Source organism: Streptomyces hokutonensis, assembly GCF_000376565.1.
Lineage (GTDB): Bacteria > Actinomycetota > Actinomycetes > Streptomycetales > Streptomycetaceae > Streptomyces > Streptomyces hokutonensis.
The window spans coordinates 62,685-88,655 of the sequence record NZ_BARG01000031.1; the positions used below are offsets into that span (position 1 = coordinate 62,685).

A 25,971-nucleotide genomic window follows, 5' to 3' on the forward strand; every position below is an offset into this window, starting at 1 on the left:
CTCCGGTCTCACTGGCTCCGGCGGGAGTTGAGCCGGGCCGCCTGGCGGGTCAGGTGGTCGCGTTCGGCGAGGTTGGGAGCCTTGTGCGCCGCCTCGGCGTACAGCCGTGCTGCCGTCGACAGGTCGCCGTCCCGTTCGTGGAGGTAGGCCGCCACCGCCGTATGACGGGGGAGTGAGTCGTCGAGTGCGGCGAGCGCGGCCAGACCGGCGCGCGGGCCGTCTGCCTCGCCGACCGCCACAGCGCGGTTGAGGCGGACCACCGGGCTGTCGGTCAGGGCGACGAGTTCGTCGTACCACTCGACGATCTGCACCCAGTCCGTCTCCTGGGCGCAGGGTGCGTCCGCGTGCAGTGCCGCGATCGCGGCCTGCGCCTGGAACTCGCCCAACCGGTCGCGGGCAAGGGCGAGTTGGAGGATCGTGACGCCCTCGGCGATCAATGTCGTGTCCCACCGGGCGCGGTCCTGCTCGGCGAGCGGTACCAGGCTGCCGTCGGGCGCGGTCCGGGCGGCGCGGCGGGCGTGGTGGAGCAGCATGAGGGCGAGCAGGCCCGACACCTCGGGGTGGTCGATCACGCCCGCGACCTGTCGGGTGAGCCGGATGGCCTCGGCGGCGAGGTCGACGTCACCGGAGTAGCCCTCGTTGAAGACCAGGTAGAGAACGCGCAGCACGGTGGCCACCTCGCCGGGCTGGTCGAACCGCACACCGGACACGGTGCGCTTGGCCCGGCTGATGCGCTGCGCCATCGTCGCCTCGGGCACCAGATAGGCCTGGGCGATCTGCCGGGTGGTGAGCCCGCCGACCGCGCGCAGCGTGAGCGCGACCGCCGACGACGGCGTCAACGACGGGTGGGCGCACAGGAAGTAGAGCTGGAGCGTGTCGTCCGTAGCGGGCGCTGGGCCGGGCGCCGGCTCCTCGTCCACCAGGTCCTCGCGCCTGCGGCGGGCCGTGTCCGCCCGCGTCGCGTCGAGGAACCGCCGCCAGGCCACCGTGACCAGCCACCCCTTCGGGTCGCGCGGCGGATCGTCCGGCCAGACCCGGACCGCCTCGACGAGCGCGTCCTGTACGGCGTCCTCGGCCGCCGCGAAGTCTGCTCCGCGGCGGACGAGGATCCCGAGCACGCTCGGCGTGAGGTTCCTCAGCAGGACCTCGTTCACTTGAAGGTGCAGTCCGTGGTGGTCGAGTGCGTGCCCAGGAACGGGCGCAGCTCCAGCCACTCGTGGATCGGCCTGCCACCGGCCCCGGGCGCGGCCGACAGCTCACCGGCCAGTTCCACGGCCCGCTCGTAGCTGTCGACGTCGATGATCATCCAGCCGGCGATGACGTCCTTGGTCTCGGCGAACGGACCGTCGGTGACCGGCGGGCGCCCCTCGCCGTCGTAGCGGACGAACGTCCCCTCGGGGGAGAGCGCCTGGCTGTCCACGTACTCGCCGGACTTCTCCAGCCGGGCCGCGAAGTCGTTCATGTACTGCACATGGGCCGAGATCTCCTCGGGCGTCCACTGGTCCATGGGGACGTCGTTCACGGCGGCGGGGGCGCCGCGGTAGTGCTTCAGCAGCAGGTACTTGGCCATGGTCGTTCTCCTCGGTGCCGGCGCGACCCATTGTGGACGCGTTCACCCCGGGGACGGAGCCGGGCGCGGGTTCTCGACATCGGCGGGCAGACTTTTTCGCCGCGAGTTTCGCGGGGGCTGAGGAGGAGGGCGGAAAGGGAGGCGTACTCACTCCTCTTCCCTTCTTAACGTATAGCGCACCGGGGGGCTTGCGGCAAGGCCCCCGTCGTACCGCAGAATGTCCGGCCTGAGGGCATGACCTGCGGAAATGGGAGTCGCGGAATGCGTGTGCTGTTGACGACGTGGGGATCGCGCGGGGATGTCGAACCCGTCGCGGGACTCGCGGCCCGACTGCTGGAACTCGGCGCGGAGGTGAGCGTCGCCGCGCCGCCGGACGAGGAGTTCGTGGAGCTGCTGGACCGGGCCGGGGTGCCGCTGCTGCCGCTCGGGCCGTCGGTGCGCTCGGTGGTGACCGGGGCGAAGCCGCCCTCGACGGCGACCGCGTTCCGGCTCGCGCCCGAGCTGGTCGCCGCCCGGTACGAGACGCTGCTGCCGGCGGCCGAGGGGTGCGACGTGCTGCTGGCGAGCGGTCTGATGCCGACCGGCGCCCGCTCGGTGGCCGAGAAACTGGGCATCCGCTATGTGTTCGCCTGCTTCCACACGGCCGGGCTGCCGTCGTCGAAGTACCGGCCACTGGCGCGGCCCGGCCATCAGTCCTCGCCGGACGAGACCGACATCAAGGTGCTGTGGGAGGAGGACGCCCAGCGCGTGAACGCCCTGTACCGCGACGCGGAGAACCGGCACCGGGCCGCGATCGGCCTGCCGCCGGTCGACAACGTCCGCGACCACGCGTTCACCGAGCGGCCGTGGCTGGCCTCGGATCCGGACCTGTTCCCGTGGCAGGACCAGACGGATCTCGACCTCGTGGTGACCGGACCGTGGATCCTGCCCGACGAGCGCCCGCTCCCCGCCGATCTGGAGGCGTTCCTGAAGGCGGGCGAGGAGCCGGTGTACGTGGGCTTCGGCAGCATGGCCCTGCGCACCTCGCCGGATGTCGCGAGGGACGCGATCGAGGCGGTGCGGGCGCAGGGCCGCCGTGTCGTACTAAGCCGCGGCTGGGCCCAGCTGGCTCCGGTCGACGACCGGGACGACTGCTTCGTCGTGGGCGAGGTCAGTCACCAGGCGCTGTTCCGCCGCGTGGCCGCGGTCGTGCACCACGGCGGGGCGGGCACCACGACGGCGGCCACGATGTCCGGCGCACCGCAGGTGGTCGTGCCGCAGATCGTGGACCAGCCATACTGGGCGACACGGGTGGCCGAACTGGGCATCGGCGTCGCACACGACGGTCCTACGCCGACCTACGACTCCCTGTCGGCCGCTCTCACCACCGCCCTGGCCCCCGAGACGCGGGCCCGGGCACGGGTCGTGGCCGGCGAGCTCCGCACCGACGGGACGACAGTGGCCGCGAAGATGCTCCTCGACCCGGCCGGCGGGGAAAGGCAGCCCACCCGCGCGTGAACCGGCCGAACCCCGCACACGAGAACCCGTACGCACCGGTCCACACGGCCTGCCGCCCGCACGGCCGTGAACGACCGCAGATCGGAATTGATGCCGTGAACCCCCTGACCACCAGCGCCTTCGACCTCCCCGACCGGCTCTCCGCCAAGGCCGATCCGGCACTGATCGCCGGCGACGAGCAGCACTTCGCGGCCATCGCGGAGTCCCTGGAACAGTCGATCGCGGAACTGACCGAGCGCCTCGACGCCGAGCGCAGGGCGCCCGGGGGCATCGGCCGGGCGGCGATGGACCGGGACACGGAGATCCACCGGCTCACCACACGGTTGCGGACCCTGCGCCGCTTCGGCCTGGACCTGTGTCTGGGCCACATGGTGGACGCCACCACATCCGAGCCCGTCTACATCGGACGGCTCGGCCTCACCGACAGCACGGGCCGACGGCTGCTGCTCGACTGGCGGTCCCCGGCGGCCGAGCCGTTCTTCGGCGCCACCCACGCCAACCCGATGGGCCTCGCGAGCCGCCGCAGGTACCGCTGGACCCGCGGCCGGATCAGCGACTACTGGGACGAGGTGTTCACCGCCGACGGCTTCGCCGGGCATGCCGCGCTCGACGACCAGTCCGCCTTCATCGCCAGCCTCGGCGGCAACCGCTCGGGCCGGATGCGTGATGTGCTCGGCACCATCCAGGCCGACCAGGACGCGATCATCCGCGCGGGATCACGCGGCGCGCTCGTCGTCGACGGCGGCCCGGGCACCGGCAAGACCGTCGTCGCGCTGCACCGCTCCGCCTATCTCCTCTACTCCGACCCGCGCCTCGGCCACCGCAGGGGCGGTGTCCTGTTCGTCGGCCCGCACCGGCCCTACCTGGACTACGTCGCGGACGTCCTGCCCAGCCTCGGCGAGGAGGGCGTACAGACCTGCATCCTGCGGGACCTCGTCGACGAGGGAGCCGCTGCGGGCATCGAGGCCGACCCGGAGGTGGCCCGGCTGAAGTCGTCCGTGCAGTTGGTGCGGGCCATCGAACCCGCCGTGCGCTTCTACGAGGAGCCGCCCACCAAGGGCATGAACGTCACGACCCACTGGTCCGACATCTGGCTCAGCGCCGAGGACTGGGCCGTTGCCTTCGAGGCGGCCGAACCCGGTACCCCGCACAACGAGGGCCGTGAGCAGGTCTGGCAGGAACTGCTCACGATCCTCGTCGACAAGCACGAGGACACCGGCAACGCCCAGGACGGCGCGGTCACTCCCGCACTGCTCCGCAAGTCGCTGCGGCAGAACCGCGAACTGCTCACCGCCTTCAACCGCGCCTGGCCGCTGCTCGAAGCGGCCGACCTGGTAGGGGACTTGTGGACGGTGCCGGCCTATCTGCGCAAGTGCGCTCCCTCGTTGAGCCGCGAGGACGTCCAGCGGTTGCAGCGCGCGGACGCCCAGGCCTGGACGGTGTCCGACCTGCCGCTGCTCGACGCGGCGCGGCAGCGGCTCGGAGACCCGGAGTCGGCGCGCCGCAAGCGCCGACAGGAAGCCGCGGTCGCAGCCGAACACGCCCGCAGGACCGATGTCATCGACAGCCTGCTGCAGAACGTCGAGATCGACGAGAGCGAGGGCGCGATGGGCATGCTGCACGGACAGGACCTGCGTGACGCCCTGATCGACGAGGCGGCCCAGCCCGGCATCGAACCCGACCTGCTCGCCGGGCCGTTCGCGCACATCGTCGTGGACGAGGCCCAGGAACTCACCGACGCGGAATGGCAGATGCTGCTCCTGCGCTGCCCGTCCCGCAGCTTCACCATCGTCGGTGACCGTGCCCAGGCCCGGCACGGCTTCACCGAGTCGTGGCAGGAACGGCTGAAGCGGATCGGCCTCGACCGGATCGACCTGGCCTCCCTGACCATCAACTACCGCACCCCGGAAGAGATCATGACGGAGGCCGAGCCGGTCATCCGCGCGGTACTCCCGGACGCCAACGTGCCGACCTCGATCCGCAGCAGCGGCATCCCCGTCGTCCACGGACCAGCCACCGACCGGGAGTTGATCCTCGACACCTGGCTCGCCGAGCACACCGAGGGGATCGCCTGCGTCATCGGTGACCCCGACTTCCGGGCCACGTCCCGCGTCCGGTCGTTGACTCCCGAGCTGTCCAAGGGACTTGAGTTCGACCTGGTCGTGCTCGTCGACCCGGAGACGTTCGGCGAGGGCATCGAGGGAGCCGTCGACCACTATGTGGCGATGACCCGGGCGACTCAGCGACTCGTCGTACTGACGAGCGCGTAACGCCGGGCGGCGCGCGGCGAGTTCGGCATCCGGCCCGCCGCGCGCCATGCTCCGGACCGGGGTTCAGCCCGCCGACGGAACCGTGAACTCGTAGATCAGGGCGTCCTGCTGGGCCTCCACCACCAGGTCGGTGATCTCCAGCGGGCGCGCGTACTGGTCGTGCACGCGCCGGGTCACCCGCACCGACGGCGCGTTCGCCACCTGGGTGATGGCGTCCCGGTGGTGCAGGGTCAGCCCGGCCCGGCGCATCCAGTCGTAGGCGCGCCGGAGTTGGGCCGAGGCGGAGCCGTCGGCGCGGTCGCGGTAGCGGGCCAGTTCCTCCACCTCGGCCAGTGCCACGGCCGAGAAGGAGGTGACGGCCGTACGCAGTCCGCTGCCGTCGGCCGCCGCGGAGGCGTAGCGGTGCACCAGGGTCGGGCGGTCCGGGGCGATACGCAGAGCCTCGGCGTGCTCGGGCGGGGGAGTCTCCCAGGTCACGGAGGTCCGGTCGAAGCCGGTCGGGTCGGTGCTCCGGGCACCGACCGGGAAGGTGAGGGAGGACGGGGTCTCGACCGGAAGGCCGGGCAGTGTGGCGTGGCTGCCGCGCCGGTCGGTGGCGACCAGACCGTCCCTGCGCAGCAGCTCCAGCGCCTGCCGTACGGTCTCCCGGCTGACATGGAAGTGTTCGGCCAACTGCCGTTCGGCGGGCAGGCGTTCGCCGGGCGGGATGGTGCCGTCGTGTAGTTCGGCGAGCAGTTGGGTGGCGACCTTCCCGTAGAGGGGCTGGTCGTCGGCGGTCGGGTGGTGGGGGGTGGTGCGGGCCATGCCGCGCCTCCTGAGGGTGACAAGACTGAGGGCAGAACTGGTGACGAAACGTAGCCGTGCGGGCTCGTTGCGCGACCAGATCTAGCATTGGTCTAAACCACCAGGGAAGAGCGGCAAGGCAGTTAGGCCGAAACCGGCCCGCGCCGATCACTCCTCACAGTGCGCCGTACAGGGCGTCGATCAGGGCCAACTTCCTCGGGTCGTCGGCGATATGGGGCCCCATCCGGTTCATCGCGTAGCCCAACGACACCCCGGCGTCCGGGTCGGCCAGACCGCAGGAGCCGCCGAAGCCGTCATGTCCGAAAGCCCTCGGGTCGGGACCGTACGAGCCGTTCGGGCCACTGAGCCACAGACCGAGCCCGATCTCCGTCTCGTGCGCGAAGCCCGCGCCCAGCACCAGATCGCGGCAGCTGCCCTGTCCCTCGCGCACCCGCTCGGCCGCCTCGGGGGAGAGGACGCGGCGGCCGCCGTAGGAGCCGCGCCCGGCGAAGACGCCGTAGAGCGCGGCGATCGCGCGCGCGGTGCCGTGGCCGTTCGCCGCCGGGATCTCCGCGGCGCGCCACTCCGGGGTGTTGGCCTCGGCCGCGCCCGCGATCGGGTTGGTCAGCGCGGCGATGGCGGCGGGCGCCAACTGGCTGAAGATCGCGGCCTGTTCACTGCTCGACGCGACGGGCGGATGCACCAGCTCGGCCGCCCGGCCCGCCTCCTTCTCCGGCAGTCCGATGGTGAAGTCGATCCCGAGCGGGCCGGTGACCTCCCGCTCCAGGAAGGCCCCCGGCAGCAACCCCGAGACGCGGCGCACCACTTCGCCGACGAGAAAGCCGTAGGTGAGCGCGTGGTACCCGGACCGGGTCCCCGGCTCCCACCAGGGCTCCATGGCCGCGAGCCGCTTAGTCGTCAACTCCCAGTCGTAGAGCTGCGCGAGGGAGTGCGGCTCGCGCAGGCCGGCCAGTCCCGCGCGGTGCGACAGCAGGTGTCGTACGAGCACGTTCTCCTTGCCGGCGGCGGCGAACTCCGGCCAGTACGTGGCCACTTGGGCGTCGAGGTCGAGCAGGCCCCGGTCGGCGAGGATGTGGGCGCACAGGGCCACCGGGCCCTTGGTCGTGGACCACACGTTGACCACCGTGTCGCGCTCCCAGGGGCGGGTCCGTGCCGCGTCGGCCCAGCCGCCCCACAGGTCGACCACGGTCTCGCCGTCCAGCGTGACGGTCACGGCGGCGCCCAGTTCGTCCCGGTCCCGGAAGTTCTCCTCGAACGCCGTGCGTACCGCCGTGAAGCGGGGGTCGCAGTGGCCGTCGATGGCTGGCTGGTGCTCGGACATGGTGCCTCCGTGGTCCGCCGTGGGTCCGGGCCGCGACGCTGCGACCCGGACACCCTGAACATACCGACTGGTCGGACCGGGAGGAAGGCGTCGTATGTTCAATTGAAGAACAGCGTGCCCGAAGGCTCCCGGTGGCCCGGTTCCGTGTGCCAGTAGTCGCGGGTCTCCACAGCCAGCCCGGCCGCGTCGAAGCGCACGAAAACACAGCCGGCGAGCGTGGACGGCTCACCGTCCTCCTCGGCCAGGACCCTGAACTCGGCCACGGCGACTCCGTGTTGACCGACGACCGGCGCCGAGAACCGCACGTCGCCCACCCGCTCCGCCGCGAACGACCAGCGCAGATACGCGGCCAACTCGGCCCGCCCCCGGTGCGGTTCGCGGAACGGCATCGAGCGGTGGACGCAGTCCTCGGCGTACAACCCCAGCAGCGCGTCCACATCGTGCGCGGCCCACGCCCGGGCCCAGACGCGCACGAACCGCTCGGCGGCCTCACCGGTGTTCATCGCGCGCCCCTCAGACGTACGACCGCAGCCAGTCCAGCTTGGCCGCCTCCTGGTAAGGGCCGCCGCCCTCATGGTCGTTGAAGTCGTAGACCTCGATCCTCTTGTCCTCGTGCGACCAGGCGTTGAACGCGGCGAACACGGTCGAGGGCGGGCAGGTCTCGTCCTCCAGGCCGGTCGAGAAGAGGGCGGGCGCGCGGCCGCGGGCCGCGAAGTGGACGCCGTCGAAGTACGAGAGCGTGCGCAGCACGTCCTCGGTGTGGCCGCGATGGGTCTTGAGGTAGTTGCCGATCTCCCGGTACGGGTCGCGGTTCGTGAGGGTCACCGCGCGCGGGTAGTCGCACAGGAACGGCACGTCCGGCGCGATCCCGGCCAGGTCGCCGACCAGCCCGCCCACGGCGACGGTGATACCGCCGCCCTGGCTCGCGCCGAGCGCCACCGTGCGCGCGGGGTCGACCGACGGGTGCGAGCGGGCCGCCTCGACGGCCCGCACCCCGTCCGTGAACACGCGGCGGTAGTAGTAGTTCTCGGGGGCGTCGATGCCCCGGGTCATGAAGCCGGGGTACGCGGGCGCGCCGCCCACCGGGTCCGGGGTGCCACCGCCGCCGCCCCACGCGCTGCCCTGGCCGCGCGTGTCCATGATGAAGTGGGCGCGGCCGGTCGACGCCCACAGCAGGTTCTCGTGCGGGAGGCCCCGCCCGCCGCCGTAGCCGACGAACTCCACGACCAGCGGCAGGGGCTGGGCCGCGCCGGCCGGCAGCCGCAGCCAGCCCTTCACCGGGTGACCGCCGAACCCGGCGAACGTCACGTCGTACACCTGCACTGTCGAGAGTCCCGTGTCGACCGGCTCGAAGCGGGCGTCGAGATCGTGCTCGCGAGTCTCCTGGAGGGTCTTGGACCAGAAGGCGTCGAAGTCCTCGGGCTCGGCGGACGCGCTGCGGTACTCACGGAGTTCGCCGAGCGGAAGGTCGAACAGGGCCATCGATGACCACCTTTGTGAAGGGTGAGCGCGGATGATCACACCGTACGTGTGACATCGGAGGACTCGCCAGACTCGTGCGGCGCCCCGCGCCTACCATGGCCGTATGTCGTCAGCCGTGGATCTGCTGGTCAAGGACGCCGAACTGCTCGTCGTGGACGACGGGCGCGAGATCCTGGGCGGCTGGGTCGCCGTCACGGGTGGTCGGGTCACCGCCGTCGGTACGGGAGGGTCCGAGCCCGAAGCCGCCACGACCGTCTCGGCGGCCGGGCGGCTCGTCACCCCGGGCCTGATCAACACCCATCACCACATCTACCAGAACCTCACCCGCTCCTACGCGCCCGCCGTCAACGGCACCCTCTTCGACTGGCTGACCACGCTCTATCCGCTGTGGGCGAGCCTCGACGAGGAGGCCGCGTACGTGTCGGCGTACGTCGGTATGGCGGAACTCCTCATGGGCGGCTGCACCACATCCTCCGACCACCTCTATGTGCATCCACGCCCCTATCTGGTAGACGCCGAGATCCGGGCCGCCCGCGACATCGGCTTCCGCTTCCACGCGACCCGCGGTTCGATGACCCGGTCCGTCGAGGACGGGGGACTGCCGCCGAGGAGCGTCACGCAGAGCACGGACGAGGTCCTCGCCGACAGCGAGCGGCTGATCAAGGCCCACCACGACCCGGAACCCGGCGCGCTGATCCGGGTCGCGCTCGCACCCTGCTCGCCGTTCTCGGTCACCAAGGACGTGATGACGGCGACCGCGGAACTCGCCGAGCGGTACGACGTACGGCTGCACACCCACCTCGCCGAGGACCGGGACGAGGACACGTACTGCCTGGAGACCTACGGCTGCCGGCCCGTCGAGTACTTCGAGGACACCGGATGGATGAGCGACCGCACCTGGGTCGCGCACTGCATCTACCCGAACGACGACGAACTGCGCCGCCTCGCCGCCGCCGGGGTCGGTGTGGCGCACTGCCCCAGCTCCAACATGCTGATCGGCGGCGGCACGGCCCGGGTCAAGGAGATGCGGGAACTCGGCCTGCCGGTCGGCATCGGCTGCGACGGTTCCGCCTCCACCGACCACGCCTCGCTGTGGATGGAGACCCGGGGCGCGCTGCTGCTGGGCCGCTACCGGGGCGGCCCCGGCGCGATGACCGCGCGCGACGCCCTCGACATCGCGACCCGAGGCTCGGCGCGCTGCCTGGGCCGCGCCGACGAACTGGGACATCTGCGGCCGGGCGCGTGTGCCGACCTGGTCGTCTGGGACCTGCACGAAGTCGCCCTGGCCGGCGCGCTGAGCGACCCCGTCGAGGCGTGGCTGCGCTGCGGGCCGGCGCGGGCGTGGACCACGGTCGTGGGTGGACGGGTCCTCGTCGACCGGGGTGAGCCGGCGCTGCCCGCGCTGGGGGATGTGCTGCGGGACCATGGGCGGATCGCACGGCGAATGCAGCAGGGGGTGTAGCGGCGGACCATGCGCGGCGGGCACACGGCCCCCGTTTCGTGCCCCTCGTGTCACGCCCGACGGCGGGTCCACTGCGGTTCGGTGAGTGCCCAGTCCCGTTCCCACTCGGCCAGCCGGCGGCGCAGCGCGACCCGTCGGGTCACCGCGGAGGTGAGCAGCACCAGGGCGACCACACCGCCCGCGGCCCACATGCCGACCGTCAACGTGTGCTGCCAGACGGCCACTTCACCCGCGGGCTGTGCGACGTTGCGGCCCTGGGCGTCGAACCAGACGCCCACCACGTCACCGCGCCCCGTCCCCGCCGGGACCGCGGCCGTAGCCGTACGCGGTCCTTTGCCAGGTTCCGTCCAGCGCACCTCCACCAGGAAGCTGCGCGGGCGGCTGCCCTCCACGGAGGGGAGTTCGGCGGGCGGTTTGCCGATCACCTCCGCGCTGACCCGATGGCGGTCGGCCCGCTGGGCGGCAGCGACGGTCCGGGCCTGGTCGTGGGCCCACAGGCCCGCGGCGGCTCCGGCCAGCGGAGCGCAGACGAACAGGAGGACGGCGACGGCAATCGCCGTCCACGTCTCCACGACGTCCGACCGCCGCCGCAACGGATTGTGCCGCCTGCGCCGACTCCGTACCCGGTTCAGCACGTCGACCTCCTCGCCGTCACCGGAGCCGAGGAACCGGAAGACCGGAAGCCCACTGCGGGGCCGGTCCGCCGCTGCCTCGACACCGCGCACGCATGCGAGCGTCCACACAGCAGTCGTACCCCCTCCGGGGCACTTCCCTCAACCGGAGCCGGAGAGATCGGCAGGCGCGAGCCTCAGCCGAAGCGCTCGATGCGGATACGGTCCACCGGCTGGCCCGCCTCGACCAGCAGCCGCGAGGCATGCTCGGCGAAGCCGTTCGAGCCGCACACATAGGCCTCCCACCCACCGGGAGGCTGTTCGGCCAGGAGCGGCGCCACATGTGCCGCGGCCATACGTCCCACCGGCACACCCTGTGGCGCGGTGCGCGTGAACACGGTCGTCGTCTCGGCGCCGTACTCCCGCGCGTAGATCAACTCCTCGGGACCGCGCGCCGACACCACCAGCCGCAGCGGCACGGACAGCCGCCGCGCACGGTGCTGCCGGAGCATCGACATCAGCGGTACGACCCCGGAACCGGCGCCCAGCAGCAGCGCGGGCCGGTCGCCGGGCCAGGCGAAGAAGCCGCTCAGCGGGCCGCGCACCTCGACCGTGTCACCGGGCGCGGCCACCGTGTGGAACCAGCCGGAGACCTCGCCGCCCTCGACATGGTCCAGGGTCAGTTCCACATGCCCGGTGTCGTCCGGGTGCGAGGCGATCGAGTAGTGGCGCTGCGCCACATAGCCGTCCTCGGCGCGCAGCCGCAGCATCAGGTGCTGGCCCGCCAGATGGCCGCTCCAGCCGGGCACCGCGAACCGGAACGTCGAGGCGTGCGGGGTCTCCCGGCGGATCTCGGTGAGCGTGGCGGTCTGCCACACGGCGGCGGCCCGGTTGCTCACGGCGATGCGTCCCGGCACCGCGAACCTGGTGGTGGGCGCGAAGGTGTCAGTCACCGGAGTACCGCTGCTCCTCCCAGGGGTTGCCCCGGGCGTGATAGCCGTTCTGCTCCCAGAAGCCCGGCTCGTCGTGGTCGAGGAGACGCAGGCCCGCGATCCACTTGGCGCTCTTCCAGAAGTACAGGTGCGGCACCAGCAGCCGGGCGGGACCGCCGTGCTCGGCGGGCAGCGGCCTGCCGTCGTACTCCCAGGCGATCCAGGCACGTCCGCCGGTGACGTCGGAGAGCGGGAGGTTCGTGGTGTACCCGGTGTGCGAGTAGGCGACCACATGTGTGGCGGACGCATGGGGTCGCACCACATCGAGGAACGCGTCGAGCGAGACGCCCCCGAACCGCACCCCGAACTTCGACCAGCTCGTCACACAGTGGATGTCACCCTCGTAGGCCGACGCGGGCAGTTCATGGGCCTGCGTCCAGTTCCAGGTGCGCGGCTCCTCGACCAGTCCGTCCACGCGGAACGTCCAGTCGGTGGGCGCCAGGTCGGGGGTGACCTCGGCGGACAGGACGGGCCAGTCGTCGCCCGCGTCGTACTGGCCGGGCGGCAGGCCGGCGTCGGGGACGCGGGGGCGTCCGGTGAAGCCTCGGGTGACGTGCATACGGGTGGAGCCTCCAGGTCGCTGCGGCGCGGGTCCGCCGGGCGAGCGTGATCAGTGAGTTCTCGTTTCAACGGTACGCGTCCACCGGGTATGCCCAGGTCCGAGGGGTACCGGCGATCATTGCGGCCGTATGAACTCTCCGGGCTCCGGGGAATAGCCGCCCGGTGGTCGACCTTGGTCTTGAGTGTCGACGATGTGGTGACTGCGAAGGAGAGTGAGGGAGCAGATGCCGAAGGCATACGTCTTCACGCGTTACGGGGGACCTGAGACGGAGGCGCTCGTAGAGGTGGACCGGCCGAGTCCCGGTCCCGGTGAAGTCCTTGTCGCGGTGCGCGTGGCCGGGGTGAACCCGGTCGACTGGAAGCTGCGCACCGGCTACCGGCGGCCCGGCGAGACGGACACCCGCACGTTCCCCGCGGTCTTCGGCAACGAGGTGTCCGGCGTCGTCGAGGAGATCGGCGCGGGCGTGGACGGCATCGCCGTCGGCGACGAGGTCTTCGGCAACACGGTGGCCGGCGGCTACGCCGAGTACGCCCTGCTCCCCGCGACCATCACCGCGCACAAGCCCGCCGAGCTCTCCTTCCAGGACGCCGCCACCCTCCCCGTCGCCGCGGCCACCGCCTACGACGGCGTCCGCCAGCTCGACCTGCCCGCCGGCGCGACCGTGCTGGTCACCGGTGCGGGCGGCGGCGTCGGCTCCGCGGCCCTGCAGATCGCCCGGGCCCTCGGACTGCGCGCCGTGGGCGTGGCGAGCGAGGGCAAGAAGGACTTCGTGGAGTCGCTGGGCGCGGTCCACGTCCCGTCCGGACCCGACCTGGCCGCACGGGTGCGGGCGGCCGCCCCGGACGGTGTCGACGGCGTCTACGACCTCGTCGGCGGCGAGGTGCTCGCCGAGGCCGCGACCCTGCTCACCGACCCCGCGAAGCTGGTCACCGCCGGGGCCCCCGCCCCCGAGGTCGAGAAGCTCGGCGGCGCCCGGGTCCAGCGGGCCCGCGGCACGGCCGTCCTCGACGCGGTCGCGCGGCTCGTGGTCGGCGGCGAACTGGACCCGCACGTGACACGGACCTTCCCGCTCGACCAGGCCGGCGAGGCCCTGCGTACCGTCGAGGACGGCCACGCGCGCGGCAAGATCGTGATCGAGGTCTCCGCATGAGCACGTCCGACGAACGCCTCCTCGACAACCCCGCCCGGGCCGCCCTCACCGGCCCGCACGCCCACTTCGCCGAGCGGCGCGGCCGGATCCTGCGCTACCCGGTCGACGTGTCCCCGTGGCTGGCCCTGCCCGACGAGCCCGACGCCGACGACTGGGCGGACGTCGCCGCGCTCGCCGGTCCCGGCGCCGAGATCGCGCTCTTCGGCTGCCGGGGACAGGTGCCCGACGACTGGGAGGTCACCTTCGACATCGACGGCGTACAGATGGTGGACGACGGGCTGGCCGCCGCGCCGGACCCGGAGGCGGTTCTCCTCGGTCCGGCCGACGTGCCCGAGATGCTCGACCTGGTGGAGCGGACCAGGCCGGGCCCGTTCCTGCCCCGCACCGTCGAACTCGGCACCTACCTGGGCATCCGCCGGGGCGGCGCCCTCGTCGCCATGGCCGGCGAACGGCTCCACCTGCCCGGCTGGACCGAGATCAGCGCCGTCTGCACCGACCCGTCCGTTCGCGGCCAGGGCCTCGCCAGCCGCCTGATCCTCGCCGTCGCCCACGGCATCCGCGAACGCGGCGAGACCCCGTTCCTGCACACCGGAGCGGGCAACACCACCGCGATACGGCTCTACGAGTCCCTGGGCTTCCGGCTGCGCAGGACCACCGCGTTCCTCGCGGCACGGGCGCCGGAGCACCTGACCGAGAACCGGGCGGTCGGGGTGTCGTAGGACCGACTCCTCAGTTCCCCTCGGCGGGAGCCTCGCCCGACCAGGCGTTGTAGCGCTCCAGATAGCCGGCGAACCGCCGCAGATCCTCCTCCGGCCAGTCCGCCAGCCGCTCGCGGAAGGCGGCCTGGCGGTTCTCCGTGACCTGGGCGAGGATCCGGCGGCCGGCGTCGGTCAGATGCAGGACCTGGACGCGATGGTCCTCGGGATCGGGACGCCGCTCGATGAGGCCGGCGCGCTCCAGGGCGGCGACCTGGCGGCTGACCGTGGACTTGTCGAGGGAGTAGTGCGCGGCCAGGTCGGTGGCCCGGCGGCCGTCGCGCTCCTCCAGGTGACTGAGCAGGGTGTACGACACCAGCGACAGCTCGGGGTGCAGCCGGCCCGCCGACGCCCGGGCGCGCCGCGCGAACGTCGTCATCTCGCGCTGGATGGTCTCCACGGCCCGGTCCGTTCCCACTGCGTCTCCTTCGCTCTCCTGGTTGCACAGTACAACTCAGCGGGTGGCCCGGCTCCTCGTCGGCCCTGTGCTTCGGGTACTGTTGCCCTCCGTCGCGGACGTCCGCGGCCCTGAACTCCCGGGAGGTGAGACCCATTTCCGCTGTGTCATGCCGGGTGCTCTCACCTCAGGACAGCTCGGATCACCGGTAGCAGGTGACCGCGAGAGCGCCCTTCGGCCACCTTCCGAAAGGCTCTCGGCTTCCATGCCTTCCCCTTCCCCCGTTTCCCCCGCCTCCGTCGTCGCCGCGCTCCGCGCCGCGGGCTGTGTCTTCGCCGAGGACGAGGCGCGGCTGATCCTCTCCGCCGCCCGCACCCCGGACGAGATCGCCGCCATGGTGGACCGCCGCGTCGAGGGCCTGCCCCTCGAACTCGTCGTGGGCCACGCCGAGTTCCGGAGTCTGCGCATCGCCGTGGAACCCGGTGTGTTCGTGCCCCGCCGCCGTACCGAGTTCCTCGTCGAGCAGGGCCTCGCGCACGCCCCGGACGCGTCCGTCGTCGTGGACCTGTGCTGCGGTTCCGGCGCGGTCGGCGCGGCCCTCGCCGCCGCCCTCGGCCCGGTCGAACTGCACGCCGCCGACATCGACCCCGCCGCCACGCGCTGCGCCCGCCGCAATGTCGCCGCCTTCGGCGGGCACGTCCACACCGGCGACCTGTTCGCCGCGCTGCCCGACGAGTTGCGCGGACGCGTCGACATCCTCGCGGCCAACGTGCCCTACGTCCCCAGCGGCGAGGTCGGTCTGCTGCCCGCGGAGGCCCGCGAGCACGAGCCGCTGGTCGCCCTCGACGGTGGCGCCGACGGCCTCGACATACTTCGCGCGGTCGCCAACGGCGCACCCGGCTGGCTCGCCCCCGGCGGCTGTCTGCTCGTCGAGACCAGTGAGCGTCAACTCCCGTCAGCGGTCGAGGCGTTCAGGAGCGCGGGTCTCGAGACGCGGTCGGCCTACTCCGAGGAGCTGTACGCCAACGTCGTGATCGGTGTCGCGCAGGCCGGCTCCGTCAGGTCGTAGCGCCACTGCCGGACGGGCTGGGCGAAGGCGCACCGCTCGGGCCGCCGCGTCCCCACGGGCCGCGGCCGCCCTGGAACCCGCCCCGTCCGTCCTGGCCCTTGCGGTCGAGGGTTCCCGTGAAGGCCCGGTCGGCGGTCCTGGTGCCGCTGTCGGAGCGGGTGCCGATCAGGGAGGCGGTGTCGCCCTTCTTGAGCGCGGCGGAGTTCTGGGCCGTGGCGTCGGAACCCACGGTCCAGGTCCACGAGGTCCCGTCGTCGCTCTTGACGGTGACCTGGTCGCCGTCCACCTTCGTGACCGTTCCGCGCTGCCAGATCCGTACGACCCACTTGCCGGTGGAGTCGTCCTTGACCGTCGCTTCCCCGTGCACGGCCTTGCCGCCGACCCCGAAGCCGAACCACATGCCGCCCCCGTGCCGGAAACCGGGCCCGCCGGGCGACGGCGAACCGGACGGGGCGGAGGACCCGGCCGCGGCGGGAATCGCTTCGCTGCCCGAACCTCCGGAGGTCGCCGCGTACGCGACGCTTCCGCCCAGCGCGAGCACGCCCACGGTGACCGCGGCGATCACCGCGCGGGCCCGCTTCGAACGCTGCCGCCACAGCCGGTCGAGACCGTGCTCCCGCTCGGCCCCGCCGGGTCCGGTGAGCACCTCCCACTCGGGTGCGTGGTCCGGCATCGGCGGTATCGCCCCGGCGCTGTGGTCGTCGTGTTCAGGGTCGTGCGTCACGGCTCGCTCCCTCGGCCCGGGCGTCCGGCATCCCGCGGCACGCCTCCCTGTGATTCTCGACTCCTCCCGATAAGGAACAGGTAACGGCTCCCTGTGAATCCGGGGGACGGGTCTGCCCGAGCCTTTATGCAACTAGTTGCACAAACGCGGTCCCGTCCTCTACAAAAGAGGCACGACACCGCGCACGGAGGGCCCGATGAGCCGTTACCCGCACCTGCTGAACCCCCTCGACCTGGGCTTCACCACACTGCCCAACCGGGTCCTCATGGGCTCCATGCACATAGGCCTGGAAGAGGCCGAGCGCGGTTTCGAGCGCATGGCGGAGTTCTACGCGGCCCGTGCGCGCGGCGGTGTCGGCCTGATCGTCACCGGCGGCATCGCCCCCAACGAGGCCGGCCGGCCCTACGAGGGCGGCGCCAAGCTGACCACCGACGCCGAGGCCGCCCAGCACGCCGGGATCACCGCAGCCGTGCACCGCGAGGGCGGCCGGATCGCGATGCAGATCCTGCACTTCGGCCGGTACGCCTACCACCAGGACCTCGTCGCACCGAGCCCCCTCCAGGCGCCGATCAGCCCCTTCCCGCCCCGCGCGCTCACCGACGCCGAGGTCGAGCAGACGATCGAGGACTACGTCCGCACCGCCCGCCTCGCCCGGCAGGCCGGCTACGACGGCGTCGAGATCATGGGCTCCGAGGGCTACCTCATCAACGAGTTCATCGCCGCCCGGACCAACCACCGCGAGGACCGCTGGGGCGGCTCCTACGAGAACCGCACGCGCTTCCCCGTCGAGATCGTGCGCCGGGTGCGCGAGGCAGTCGGCGAGGACTTCATCATCGTCTACCGGCTGTCCATGCTGGACCTCGTCCCCGGCGGCTCCACACTCGACGAAGTCATCAGCCTGGCCAGGGCAGTTGAGGCGGCCGGGGCCACCATCATCAACACCGGCATCGGCTGGCACGAGGCCCGCATCCCCACCATCGCGACCTCGGTGCCGCGCGGCGCGTACACCTGGGTGACCAAGAAGCTGATGGGCGCGGTGTCCATCCCTCTCGTGACCACCAACCGCATCAACACCCCCGAACTGGCAGAGCAGTTGCTCGCCGACGGGTACGCCGACATGGTCTCCATGGCCCGCCCGATGCTCGCCGACCCGGACTTCGTCGCCAAGGCCGCCGCCGGCCGCTCCGACGCCATCAACACCTGCATCGGCTGCAACCAGGCCTGCCTCGACCACACCTTCAGCGGGAAGATCACCTCCTGCCTGGTCAACCCGCGCGCCTGCCACGAGACCGAACTCGTCCTCGCCCCAACCCGGTTGCGCAAACGCGTCGCGGTGGTCGGCGCCGGCCCGGCCGGACTCGCGTGCGCGGTCAGCGCCGCCGAGCGCGGCCACCAGGTCACGCTGTACGACGCCGCGAGCGAGATCGGCGGCCAGCTCAACGTCGCCCGACAGGTCCCCGGCAAGCAGGAGTTCGACGAGACGCTGCGTTACTTCCGCACCCGGCTCGCCGAGCACGAGGTGGACGTACGCCTCAACACCCCTGTGACGGCAGGTGACGTGGAGGACTACGACGAGGTCGTCGTCGCCACCGGCGTCACCCCGCGCACCCCCGACATCCCCGGCGTCGACCATCCCAGCGTCGTCGGCTACCTCGACGTCCTGCGCGACCGCGTCCCCGTCGGCGAGCGCGTCGCGATCCTCGGCGCGGGCGGCATCGGCTTCGACGTCGCCGAGTTCCTCACCGACGGCGGCGACAAGGCGAGCGAGGACCCCGAGACGTACTTCCGCGCCTGGGGCGTCGACATGGACTACGCGGCCCCCGGCGGCCTCGCCGCGCCCGAGCGGCCCGCACCGCCGCGCAGCGTCCACCTCCTCCAGCGCAAGGAGACCAAGGTCGGCGCCGGACTCGGCAAGACGACCGGCTGGATCCACCGCGCCGAACTCAAGCACCGGGGCGTCACCATGGTCCCGGGCGTCCGCTACGACCTGATCGACGACGCCGGACTCCATGTCACCGTCGGCGAGGAGAGCACGGTCCTCGCCGTCGACACGATCGTGCTGTGCACCGGACAGGACCCGCGCCGCGACCTCTACGACCAACTGGCCGCCGCCGGACGCAGCGTGCACCTGATCGGCGGCGCCGACGTGGCCGCCGAACTGGACGCCAAACGGGCCATCAAGCAGGGCACCGAGGTAGCCGCCGTCCTCTGAGAGCCGTCCCTAGGATGACCCCATGTCACTCCCGCACGCGATCCTCACCGCTCTCCTGGAGAAGCCGTCCTCGGGGCTTGAGCTGACCCGGCGTTTCGACAAGTCGATCGGCTACTTCTGGTCTGCCACGCATCAGCAGATCTATCGCGAGCTGGGAAAACTGGAGGCCGAGGGCCAGATCAGGGCGCTCACGCCCGAACAGCCGGCCCGCGGCCAGAAGAAGAGCTACGAGGTCCTGCCCGCGGGCCGCGCCGAACTGGCCCGCTGGACCGCCTCCGCCCAGGACCCCAAGCCGCTGCGCGACACGATGCTGCTGCGGCTGCGCGCGGCGGCGGTCGTCGGCACGGACGGCATCGAGGCCGACCTGCGCCGCCATCTCGACCTGCACCGGCGGCAGTTGGCGGAGTACGAGGAGATCGAGGAGCACGACTTCCCGCCCGACAGGGACAGCCCGCAGGACCGGCTCCGGCATCTCGTGCTGCGGGCCGGCATCGACCTGGAGACCTTCTGGACGCAGTGGCTCACGCACGCGATCGAGGAGTTCGCGGAGTTGCCGTAGGACAGCGGAGTCGCCGTAGGACATGGGGGAGGGCCGCCCGTCGAGCGGGCGGCCCTCCCCCATGCGGACGGTCAGAGCCGGTAGGGCTTCGCGCGTCTGCGCAGGAACCAGGCCGCCGCGATGACACCGGTTCCCACCAGGCCCGCGCCGACTCCCAGGGTGAGCGGGCCGTAGTCCTTCGTGGCCCCGCCGAGCCCGCCCATGACACCGCGCGAGGGCGAGGCCGTGGCGGTGGCCCGGGGGGTCGCGGCGGCGGAGACGATCACGGTCTGGGTGCCGGCGGGGGTGGTGGCGTTCTGGCACATGACGATGACGGTGTAGGTGCCCGGAGTGACGCTCGTCCAGGCGGTGGACTGGCTGACGGTGGTGCCCGCCAGGGTCGCCTTCCGCCCCTCGGCGAAGCTCGCCTGGCTGCTGGTGAGCAGGGAACCGGTGCCCCAGACACCGGTGGTGCGGTTCTGGGAGCACGCGCTGGTCGTGACCGAGACGGTGGTCCCGGTCGTGCTCACGGAGATCCCCGAAGCCGCGCCGGCCGGACCGGCGGTCAGGGCGAGGGGAAGAGCGGCGGCGGCTGTCACGGTCAGGCCGGAGCGGAGTAGTAGCTGAGAAGTGCGCATGGGACTGCCCTCCAACGGCACGGTTGGCGGAACATCCCTTGCGCCGCCGGGATCGGGAAACGGCCGTGCTGCCTCCAAGGAAGCCAACGCGTCCCCGGCCGGTCCCGCATGCGGACGGCGACCGGGCAGGTGACGGATTCCTTCGTCCGGCTCAGGGACGGGACGCGGCCAGGGTCACGCGCGCACTCACCAGGCGGGCGCAGCCCGCAGCAGTCGCTCCCGTACGAGCGTGACGTGCGGGTTGTCCGGAGATCCGGGGCGGCGGGTGAGATACGAGGTGTTGATCGGCGGGTCCTCGGGCGTCAGCAGCGGCACCAGCGCGCCGGACGCCAGCTCGGCGAGGCAGAGATACCGGGGGAGCACGGTGATCCCGGCACCCGCCACGACCGCCGCCAGCACCCCGCGCAGATCGGGCACCGTGATCGCGGCCTGCCCGTCGAGCCGGGTGCCGAACACATGCCGCCAGTAGCGCCGGGCGATCGGCAGATCCTCCGCGTACGACACGAGCGGCACCCCGCGCAGCGCGGCGGGCCCCTCCGCCGCGACCCGCCCGGCACCGATGTGCTCGGCCCACGCGGGCGCGGAGACCAACACGAACTCCTCGTCCGCCAGCGGCTCCCAGGTCAGCGTCCGCCCGCGCGGCCGGGCGGTGGCGATCACCAGGTCGTAGCGTCCGCCCCGCAGCCCGTCGAGGAGTTCGTCCGTCAGTCCCGGGCTGACCCGCAGCCGTACGCCCTCGCCGGTCAGCGGTGCCAGGGCGGGCAGTACCCGGGTGCACAGCAGCTCGGCAGGCCCCGCAAGCTGCACGGGCTCCGGAGCCTGGTCCGCGCCGAGGGCGCCGCGGTCCGCCACGACGGCGAGCTCGTCCAGCGGCGCCGCGACCTGCGCGGCCAACTGGTCCGCCACCGAGGTCGGCACGACACCACGCGACCGCCGCTCGAACAGCTCCCGGCCCAACTGCTCCTCCAGCGACCGGATGTGAGTCGTCACCGTCGGCTGCGACAGCCCGAGCAGCCGCCCCGCCGCCGTGAACGAACCGGCCCGGTGCACGGCGAGGAACGTGCGCAGGAGGGAGAGATCGAGCGGTGCGGCGGCGGCCGGGGCGGGGTGCGCCGAGCCATTCGAATTCCCATGGGCCATGAACCGAATCCTACGGTTCGCTTATGGCCGGGCCCCGCCCGTCGTCACCGTGCGCTCCACCGAGAACCCACCCCACGTACCGTCCGGCAGCCGTGCCCTGAGCCGTACCCGATGGCTGTCCCCGGCCTCCCGGCCCACGTAGAAGCTGTACGTCGCCCGGTCGCGCGGCGCGGTCCCGCCCCAGACGAGGGAGGTGGCCGGCTGCCCGTCGAGGTTGATCTGATACTCCGTGACCACTCCGTCCGTGCGCGGCGGCACCCAGGACAGGTCGATGTAGTACGCCCCGTCGTCGCCCCGGTGCGTCTTCGCGGTGAAGTCCGTGGGGGCGGTGCCCCGTCCGTCGTCACTGCCCGGCGCCGTGGTGAGCGGCACGGGCGTGCTCGCGGACGAGAGGTTGTCGGCGGCGTCCCGGGCCCGCACGGTGAAGGAGTAGCGCGTGCCGGGCCGCAGACCCGTGACCACGGTCGCCGTCTGGGCACCGCCCACACTGTGGATCTTCGCCCCGCCCTGGTAGATGTCGTACGACACCACACCCCGGTCGTCCGTGGAGCCGCCCCAGGACAGCTGGACCGCCCGGCTGCCGATGACCTTGCCCTGCGGTGCGCTCGGGCGGGTGGGTGCCGAGTGGTCGGCCGCGACGGCGACCGGTGTCCGCGCCGTCACCTCCCGGCTGCGCGGTCCCAGGCGGCCGTCGGTGTCCCGGGCCCGGACAGAGAAGGCATACACAGTCGCGGGCTTGAGCCTGGTGACGTCCACCATGTGCTCGGACCCCGGTACTTCCTTCACTTTCGTGGTGCCCCGATAGATCTCGTAGGTGCCGACGGCCGGGTTCGCCGTCACCGCGTCCCACATGACGTGCACGCTGGTGGCGCTCCCCGCAGCGGCCGTGACGCCGACGGGGGCGCCGGGCGCGTGGCCGTCTCCGTCACCACCCGTGCCGCAGGAGGCGAGCAGCAGGAGCGCGGCGCAGGTGAGCGCGGCACGCGGGAGTGTGAGGGTGGCCCGGACGCGTCGCACGATTCTGCCTCCCCGGCATTGCACGGGCATCACACGAGCTGAAAGGTCCGGACCAATATGGCGCGGGTGGGGCAATCGCATCAAGAGGGGCGCCGTTGAAGATCGGTCGCGAACGTTACGTATGCTGAGTTCCTCACGGCTGAACTCACCCCTGTGAGTGGGGAGTTCATGCCGGTGGCGCGGACCGCTGTCGTCGCTGATCCCGCGCCGGCGCGGGCGGTCGGGCGGCCGGAGCCGAGATGGCTCGGGCCCCCGGCCCCCGTCGGGAGTGGCCCGGACTCGCCGGGATTCGGGGGGCGTGCACCGTCCGGCCCCCTATCAGTGGCCGCGTGATCGGACCGGTACCAGGGTGGGCTGAGTGTCCGTCAGATCCCCCAGGAGAGGGTCCTCATCGTGCGTGTCCAGACGCTGACGCTGGCCGTGGCCGGCGCCGCCCTGCTCGCCCCGACCACGCTGCCCGCCTCACCCGCCGCGTTCGCCCGGCCCCAAGCGGGGCCGGCGGCGCTGCGCGAGGGCGATGTCGCGGCGGCCGACCTGCTGGCCAAGGTGCGTGACTGCGCCCCCGTCTCGCGCGGCCGGTACCGCACCGACGACGGGGAACCCGCGTCGGTCCCGGTCTGCGGCACCAAGGAGGCCGTCTACTGGAAGGCCGACATGGACATCGACTGCGACGGACAGGCCGGTACCCGCTGCAACGCGCGCACCGACCCGCTCTTCTCGGCGATGACGGCGTACCAGCAGTCCGACGGCCGCTATCTGGACGCCGAGCGGCTCCCGTACATCGTGGTCCCGGCCGCCAGCACCCTCTGGAACCACCGCGACCACGGGATCGGCGGCGGTTCGGTCGCCGCCGTCGTCTACCGGGACCGGGTGCAGTACGCCGTCGTAGGAGACGTCGGCCCGCACGACATCATCGGCGAGGCCTCGTACGCGACGGCCAAGGCCCTCGGCATCCGCGCCGATCCGCGCGGCGGCGGGACGGACACCGGAGTCACGTACATCGTGTTCAAGGACTCCCGGGTGAAGCCCATCGAGGACCATGCCGCCGCCGTGGAGAAGGGGCAGCGGTTGGCGCGGCTGTTCGTAGGGGGAGCGGTCGCGCGGGAGGGCCGTAGGGCATCGGGCGGCTGACGGCGTCAGACCGCCGACCAGCCGTCGTCGACCGGCAGGATCACGCCGTTGATGTTGCTCGCCGCGTCCGAGGCGAGGAACACGATCGCGGCGGCCTGCTCCTCGGGCTGGGCCACGCGGCCGACGTTGACGAAGTGCGGGGCGAGCGCGGCCGGGCCGAGCGCCTCGCGGTCGGCGTCCACGGAGATGTTGGTCGCCGTACCGCCCGGGGCGATGGCGTTGGCGCGGATGCCCTGCTTGCGGTACATCACCGCGAGGGACTTCGTCAGGCCGACGACCCCGTGCTTGGAGGCTGTGTAGGCGGCGCCCGCAGCGCTGCCGCGGAAGCCGGCCTCCGAGGCGGTGTTCACGATCGCGCCCCGGCCCGCCGCCAGCATGTGCGGCAGCACGGCCCGGGTGAGCAGGAAGGGCGCGGTCAGATTGACCCGGATGACCCGCTCCCACTCCGCGTCGGCCACGTCCGCGAGGGCCGACATGCGGTCCATGATCCCCGCGTTGTTCACCAGGACGTCGATCCCGCCGAACCGCTCCACGGTGGTTGCCGTCACCTCGTCGACGACGGCCTGCTCGCTGAGGTCGCCCGTGACCGCGAGGGCGGTGCCGCCCGTCTGTTCGATCTCCTTGACGACGGCCTCGGCGCCGTCGGCGTTCAGATCGGCCACCACGACCTTGGCGCCCTCCGCGGCGAAGGCGAGCGCGGCGGCGCGCCCGATGCCCGAACCCGCTCCGGTGACGATGACGGTGCGTCCGTCGAGTCCACTGGTCATGACGTGCTCCTGTTCGTGGTGCGAGGCCTCTGGGCCCGTTGTGCACTCACCATACGACTTAATGTCTGCGAGTGACATAAAGTCGGCGGGTGGGTCATGGTGCAGAATCCCGGGAGGTCACGACCGCAGCCGGAGGGGAACTGATGACCGCATCCAGCGGGCGCACGGGACGACCGCCGCTCACCGAGGCGCGCAAGGCCGAGATCCGGCTGGAGATCGCCCGGGCCGCGGTGGAACTGTTCGTCGCGCAGGGCGTGGCGGCCACCACCGGCGAGCAGATCGGCCAGGCGGTCGGCGTCTCCGCGCGCACCGTGTGGCGCTACTTCCCGAGCAAGGAGAGCTGCGTACGGCCGCTGTTCTCGGCCGGCATCGACGTCATCGCCGCCCGGCTGCGCGAGTGGCCGCCCGGCCTCCCCCTGGAGGACCTCTTCGGCCCGGTCCTTGCGGCCGGCCTCCTCGCCGCGACCGGCCCCGACGGCGCGACCGGCAGCGCGCTGGTACGCCTGACGCGCACCGAACCGGGCCTGCGCGCGATCTGGCTCCAGACCTACGACGAGGCGGAACCGGCGTTCGCCCGCGCACTCGCCGACCGCGCCGGCCTGCCCGCGGGCGACCTGCGCCCCATGATCCAGGCGGCGATGCTCAACGCGGCACTGCGCGCGGCGGTCGAACGGTTCGCCTGGAGCCCGCCCGGGACCGCGACGGACGCGGTGACCGGGGAGGCCGAGGTGGCGGAGACGCTGCGCGCGGCGCTGGCGATCGCGGCGGAAGGGATCGCGTGATGCTCGTGACGTAGGAGGGGGGTTCGGGGTGGGTCCTTCAACAGGTGGGTGTCTCACACCTTCCGATACGTGTACGCCTCCGCGGCCGCCGCCTCCACCGCGTCAAGGTCCGCTCCCGTCGACGCCGTGACGACCGCGGCCACCGCGCCCTCGACGAACGGGGCATCCACCAGGCGGGTGCCGGCCGGGAGTTCGTCGCCCTCGGCGAGGAGGGCCTTCACAGTGAGTACGGCACTGCCCAGGTCGGTGAGGACGGCGACCCCGGCGCCGCGGTCGACGGACGCGGCAGCGGCGGCGATCAGTTCGGAACTGGTGCCGAGCCCCCCGCCCTCGGTGCCGCCGGCCGGAGCGAGCGGCACGGCCGCACCGCCGCCCGCGAGGCCCCGTGCCAACTCGGCCACGGAGGCGGCGACTTGGGCGCTGTGCGACACCAGCACGATCCCCACGAGCTTCTCGTCACTCACCGTCGGCCTCCGCGGCTTCCTGGAGCGCGGCGACCAGCAGCGCGGACGAGGTGGCGCCCGGGTCCTGGTGCCCGATGCTCCGCTCCCCGAGATAACTCGCCCGGCCCTTGCGGGCCTGGAGGGGGGTGGTGGCCACGGCACCCGCCTCGGCGGCGGCCCGCGCCGCGGCGAAGCCCTCCGGCAGCGCGTCGACCGCCGGGACCAGCGCGTCGATCATGGTCTTGTCCCCGGGCGCGGCTCCGCCGAGGGTCATGACCGCGTCGACCCCGGTGCGCAGCGCGCCGGCGAACTCCTCCTCGCTGACCTCGGCGGCGTCCCCGAGCGCCTTGCCGGTACGGCGCAGGAGCGTGCCGTAGAGCGGCCCCGAGGCGCCGCCGACGGTGGATATGAGCTGCCGCCCGGCGAGGGTGAGGACGGCGCCGGGGGTGTCCGGCGCCTCCTTCTCCAGGGTGGCCGCCACGGCGGTGAACCCGCGCTGCAGGTTCGCGCCGTGGTCGGCGTCGCCGATGGGTGAGTCGAGGTCGGTGAGCCGTCCCGCCTCGCGGGAGACGGAGGCGGCGGTCGCCGTCATCCAACGGCGGAAGAAGTCGGCGTCGAGCACGGGATCTCCTTGCGT

Annotated in this window: 27 protein-coding genes; 10 read left to right on the forward strand and 17 right to left on the reverse strand. The window is 72.4% G+C overall.

Translation table 11 applies throughout. The features are described from left to right. Positions 1 to 8: 8 nt before the first annotated feature. Both SSP08S_RS17845 and SSP08S_RS17850 read right to left on the reverse strand, forming a co-directional pair. Positions 9 to 1,154, reverse strand: coding sequence for an RNA polymerase sigma factor (locus tag SSP08S_RS17845; RefSeq protein WP_019068972.1), 1,146 nt, complete (start codon positions 1,152 to 1,154; stop codon positions 9 to 11). After that, positions 1,151 to 1,570 carry a YciI family protein gene (locus SSP08S_RS17850; protein ID WP_019068973.1) on the reverse strand — a complete coding sequence of 140 codons (420 nt, stop codon included), beginning with the start codon at positions 1,568 to 1,570 and terminating at the stop codon, positions 1,151 to 1,153. The genes SSP08S_RS17845 and SSP08S_RS17850 overlap by 4 nt, the downstream gene beginning before the upstream one ends. 261 nt (positions 1,571 to 1,831) lie before the next feature. Between SSP08S_RS17850 and SSP08S_RS17855 the strand changes: the two genes are divergently transcribed. Beyond that, complete coding sequence (locus SSP08S_RS17855) at positions 1,832 to 3,067, forward strand: glycosyltransferase (RefSeq protein ID WP_019068974.1); 1,236 nt, start codon at positions 1,832 to 1,834, stop codon at positions 3,065 to 3,067. A 95-nt stretch (positions 3,068 to 3,162) separates the two neighbouring features. Then, positions 3,163 to 5,337, forward strand: a complete 2,175-nt coding sequence (gene helR / locus SSP08S_RS17860) for an RNA polymerase recycling motor ATPase HelR (RefSeq protein WP_026178594.1) — start codon at positions 3,163 to 3,165, stop codon at positions 5,335 to 5,337. A 63-nt stretch (positions 5,338 to 5,400) separates the two neighbouring features. On the opposite strand, the gene SSP08S_RS17865 is transcribed toward helR, so the two are convergent. From SSP08S_RS17865 to SSP08S_RS17880, 4 genes are all read right to left on the reverse strand, one after another. Further along, positions 5,401 to 6,141, reverse strand: coding sequence for a GntR family transcriptional regulator (locus SSP08S_RS17865; RefSeq protein WP_019068976.1), 741 nt, complete (start codon positions 6,139 to 6,141; stop codon positions 5,401 to 5,403). A gap of 154 nt (positions 6,142 to 6,295) precedes the next feature. Further along, positions 6,296 to 7,462, reverse strand: a complete 1,167-nt coding sequence (locus tag SSP08S_RS17870) for an EstA family serine hydrolase (protein ID WP_019068977.1) — start codon at positions 7,460 to 7,462, stop codon at positions 6,296 to 6,298. Between the two features lie 98 nt (positions 7,463 to 7,560). Further along, positions 7,561 to 7,965 (reverse strand): nuclear transport factor 2 family protein, encoded by a 405-nt coding sequence (locus SSP08S_RS17875; RefSeq protein ID WP_019068978.1) that lies wholly within the window; start codon positions 7,963 to 7,965, stop codon positions 7,561 to 7,563. 10 nt (positions 7,966 to 7,975) lie between these two features. Further along, positions 7,976 to 8,944 (reverse strand): acetylxylan esterase, encoded by a 969-nt coding sequence (locus tag SSP08S_RS17880; protein WP_019068979.1) that lies wholly within the window; start codon positions 8,942 to 8,944, stop codon positions 7,976 to 7,978. 103 nt (positions 8,945 to 9,047) lie between these two features. On the opposite strand from SSP08S_RS17880, the gene SSP08S_RS17885 reads away from it, so the two are divergent. Continuing rightward, positions 9,048 to 10,406 (forward strand): 8-oxoguanine deaminase, encoded by a 1,359-nt coding sequence (locus SSP08S_RS17885; RefSeq protein WP_043259523.1) that lies wholly within the window; start codon positions 9,048 to 9,050, stop codon positions 10,404 to 10,406. Between the two features lie 50 nt (positions 10,407 to 10,456). Here the strand turns inward: SSP08S_RS17885 and SSP08S_RS17890 are convergent, their stop codons facing one another. From SSP08S_RS17890 to SSP08S_RS17900, 3 genes are all read right to left on the reverse strand, one after another. Next, positions 10,457 to 11,041 carry an Rv1733c family protein gene (locus SSP08S_RS17890; RefSeq protein ID WP_026178595.1) on the reverse strand — a complete coding sequence of 195 codons (585 nt, stop codon included), beginning with the start codon at positions 11,039 to 11,041 and terminating at the stop codon, positions 10,457 to 10,459. Positions 11,042 to 11,214: 173 nt separating this feature from the next. After that, entirely contained in the window at positions 11,215 to 11,970 is a 756-nt protein-coding gene (locus tag SSP08S_RS17895; RefSeq protein ID WP_019068982.1) for a ferredoxin reductase, read from the reverse strand. Then, a complete protein-coding gene (locus SSP08S_RS17900; RefSeq protein WP_019068983.1) occupies positions 11,963 to 12,568 on the reverse strand; it encodes a sulfite oxidase-like oxidoreductase in 606 nt (201 codons plus the stop codon). The genes SSP08S_RS17895 and SSP08S_RS17900 overlap by 8 nt, the downstream gene beginning before the upstream one ends. A 226-nt stretch (positions 12,569 to 12,794) precedes the next feature. Between SSP08S_RS17900 and SSP08S_RS17905 the strand changes: the two genes are divergently transcribed. Beyond that, positions 12,795 to 13,721, forward strand: a complete 927-nt coding sequence (locus SSP08S_RS17905; RefSeq protein ID WP_019068984.1) for an NADP-dependent oxidoreductase — start codon at positions 12,795 to 12,797, stop codon at positions 13,719 to 13,721. After that, complete coding sequence (locus SSP08S_RS17910; protein ID WP_019068985.1) at positions 13,718 to 14,440, forward strand: GNAT family N-acetyltransferase; 723 nt, start codon at positions 13,718 to 13,720, stop codon at positions 14,438 to 14,440. Before SSP08S_RS17905 ends, SSP08S_RS17910 begins: the two co-directional genes overlap by 4 nt. A 10-nt stretch (positions 14,441 to 14,450) precedes the next feature. Here the strand turns inward: SSP08S_RS17910 and SSP08S_RS17915 are convergent, their stop codons facing one another. Continuing rightward, a complete protein-coding gene (locus SSP08S_RS17915; RefSeq protein ID WP_051105929.1) occupies positions 14,451 to 14,855 on the reverse strand; it encodes a MarR family winged helix-turn-helix transcriptional regulator in 405 nt (134 codons plus the stop codon). Between the two features lie 283 nt (positions 14,856 to 15,138). On the opposite strand from SSP08S_RS17915, the gene SSP08S_RS17920 reads away from it, so the two are divergent. Beyond that, positions 15,139 to 15,942 carry a putative protein N(5)-glutamine methyltransferase gene (locus SSP08S_RS17920; RefSeq protein ID WP_019068987.1) on the forward strand — a complete coding sequence of 268 codons (804 nt, stop codon included), beginning with the start codon at positions 15,139 to 15,141 and terminating at the stop codon, positions 15,940 to 15,942. On the opposite strand, the gene SSP08S_RS17925 is transcribed toward SSP08S_RS17920, so the two are convergent. Next, positions 15,932 to 16,666, reverse strand: coding sequence for a hypothetical protein (locus SSP08S_RS17925; protein ID WP_019068988.1), 735 nt, complete (start codon positions 16,664 to 16,666; stop codon positions 15,932 to 15,934). The genes SSP08S_RS17920 and SSP08S_RS17925 overlap by 11 nt on opposite strands. 196 nt (positions 16,667 to 16,862) lie before the next feature. Here SSP08S_RS17925 and SSP08S_RS17930 point away from each other — a divergent pair, with 196 nt between their 5' ends. Beyond that, the gene (locus tag SSP08S_RS17930) at positions 16,863 to 18,878 is read left to right on the forward strand and encodes an NADPH-dependent 2,4-dienoyl-CoA reductase (protein WP_019068989.1); all 2,016 of its coding nucleotides are present in this window, start codon (positions 16,863 to 16,865) and stop codon (positions 18,876 to 18,878) included. 22 nt (positions 18,879 to 18,900) lie between these two features. After that, on the forward strand, positions 18,901 to 19,437 hold the full coding sequence (locus SSP08S_RS17935; RefSeq protein ID WP_019068990.1) for a PadR family transcriptional regulator: 537 nt from the start codon (positions 18,901 to 18,903) through the stop codon (positions 19,435 to 19,437). 71 nt (positions 19,438 to 19,508) lie between these two features. On the opposite strand, the gene SSP08S_RS17940 is transcribed toward SSP08S_RS17935, so the two are convergent. The 3 genes from SSP08S_RS17940 to SSP08S_RS17950 all read right to left on the reverse strand — a co-directional run bounded on the left by SSP08S_RS17940 (position 19,509) and on the right by SSP08S_RS17950 (position 22,211). Then, positions 19,509 to 20,054 carry a hypothetical protein gene (locus tag SSP08S_RS17940; RefSeq protein ID WP_019068991.1) on the reverse strand — a complete coding sequence of 182 codons (546 nt, stop codon included), beginning with the start codon at positions 20,052 to 20,054 and terminating at the stop codon, positions 19,509 to 19,511. A gap of 186 nt (positions 20,055 to 20,240) precedes the next feature. Continuing rightward, on the reverse strand, positions 20,241 to 21,194 hold the full coding sequence (locus SSP08S_RS17945) for a LysR family transcriptional regulator (RefSeq protein WP_019068992.1): 954 nt from the start codon (positions 21,192 to 21,194) through the stop codon (positions 20,241 to 20,243). Positions 21,195 to 21,215: 21 nt separating this feature from the next. Continuing rightward, positions 21,216 to 22,211, reverse strand: coding sequence for a fibronectin type III domain-containing protein (locus tag SSP08S_RS17950; protein WP_019068993.1), 996 nt, complete (start codon positions 22,209 to 22,211; stop codon positions 21,216 to 21,218). 393 nt (positions 22,212 to 22,604) lie between these two features. Between SSP08S_RS17950 and SSP08S_RS17955 the strand changes: the two genes are divergently transcribed. Further along, the gene (locus tag SSP08S_RS17955) at positions 22,605 to 23,342 is read left to right on the forward strand and encodes a glycoside hydrolase family 75 protein (RefSeq protein ID WP_019068994.1); all 738 of its coding nucleotides are present in this window, start codon (positions 22,605 to 22,607) and stop codon (positions 23,340 to 23,342) included. A 5-nt stretch (positions 23,343 to 23,347) separates the two neighbouring features. Here SSP08S_RS17955 and SSP08S_RS17960 read toward each other — a convergent pair whose 3' ends face one another. Continuing rightward, positions 23,348 to 24,109, reverse strand: a complete 762-nt coding sequence (locus SSP08S_RS17960) for an SDR family NAD(P)-dependent oxidoreductase (protein WP_019068995.1) — start codon at positions 24,107 to 24,109, stop codon at positions 23,348 to 23,350. Between the two features lie 143 nt (positions 24,110 to 24,252). On the opposite strand from SSP08S_RS17960, the gene SSP08S_RS17965 reads away from it, so the two are divergent. Continuing rightward, positions 24,253 to 24,891: a TetR/AcrR family transcriptional regulator gene (locus SSP08S_RS17965; protein ID WP_019068996.1), complete on the forward strand. Its 639-nt coding sequence runs from the start codon at positions 24,253 to 24,255 to the stop codon at positions 24,889 to 24,891. A 53-nt stretch (positions 24,892 to 24,944) separates the two neighbouring features. On the opposite strand, the gene SSP08S_RS17970 is transcribed toward SSP08S_RS17965, so the two are convergent. Together SSP08S_RS17970 and dhaL are read right to left on the reverse strand one after the other, a co-directional pair. Continuing rightward, the gene (locus SSP08S_RS17970) at positions 24,945 to 25,355 is read right to left on the reverse strand and encodes a PTS-dependent dihydroxyacetone kinase phosphotransferase subunit DhaM (RefSeq protein WP_019068997.1); all 411 of its coding nucleotides are present in this window, start codon (positions 25,353 to 25,355) and stop codon (positions 24,945 to 24,947) included. Next, on the reverse strand, positions 25,348 to 25,956 hold the full coding sequence (gene dhaL / locus SSP08S_RS17975) for a dihydroxyacetone kinase subunit DhaL (protein WP_019068998.1): 609 nt from the start codon (positions 25,954 to 25,956) through the stop codon (positions 25,348 to 25,350). Before dhaL ends, SSP08S_RS17970 begins: the two co-directional genes overlap by 8 nt. Positions 25,957 to 25,971 lie beyond the last annotated feature (15 nt).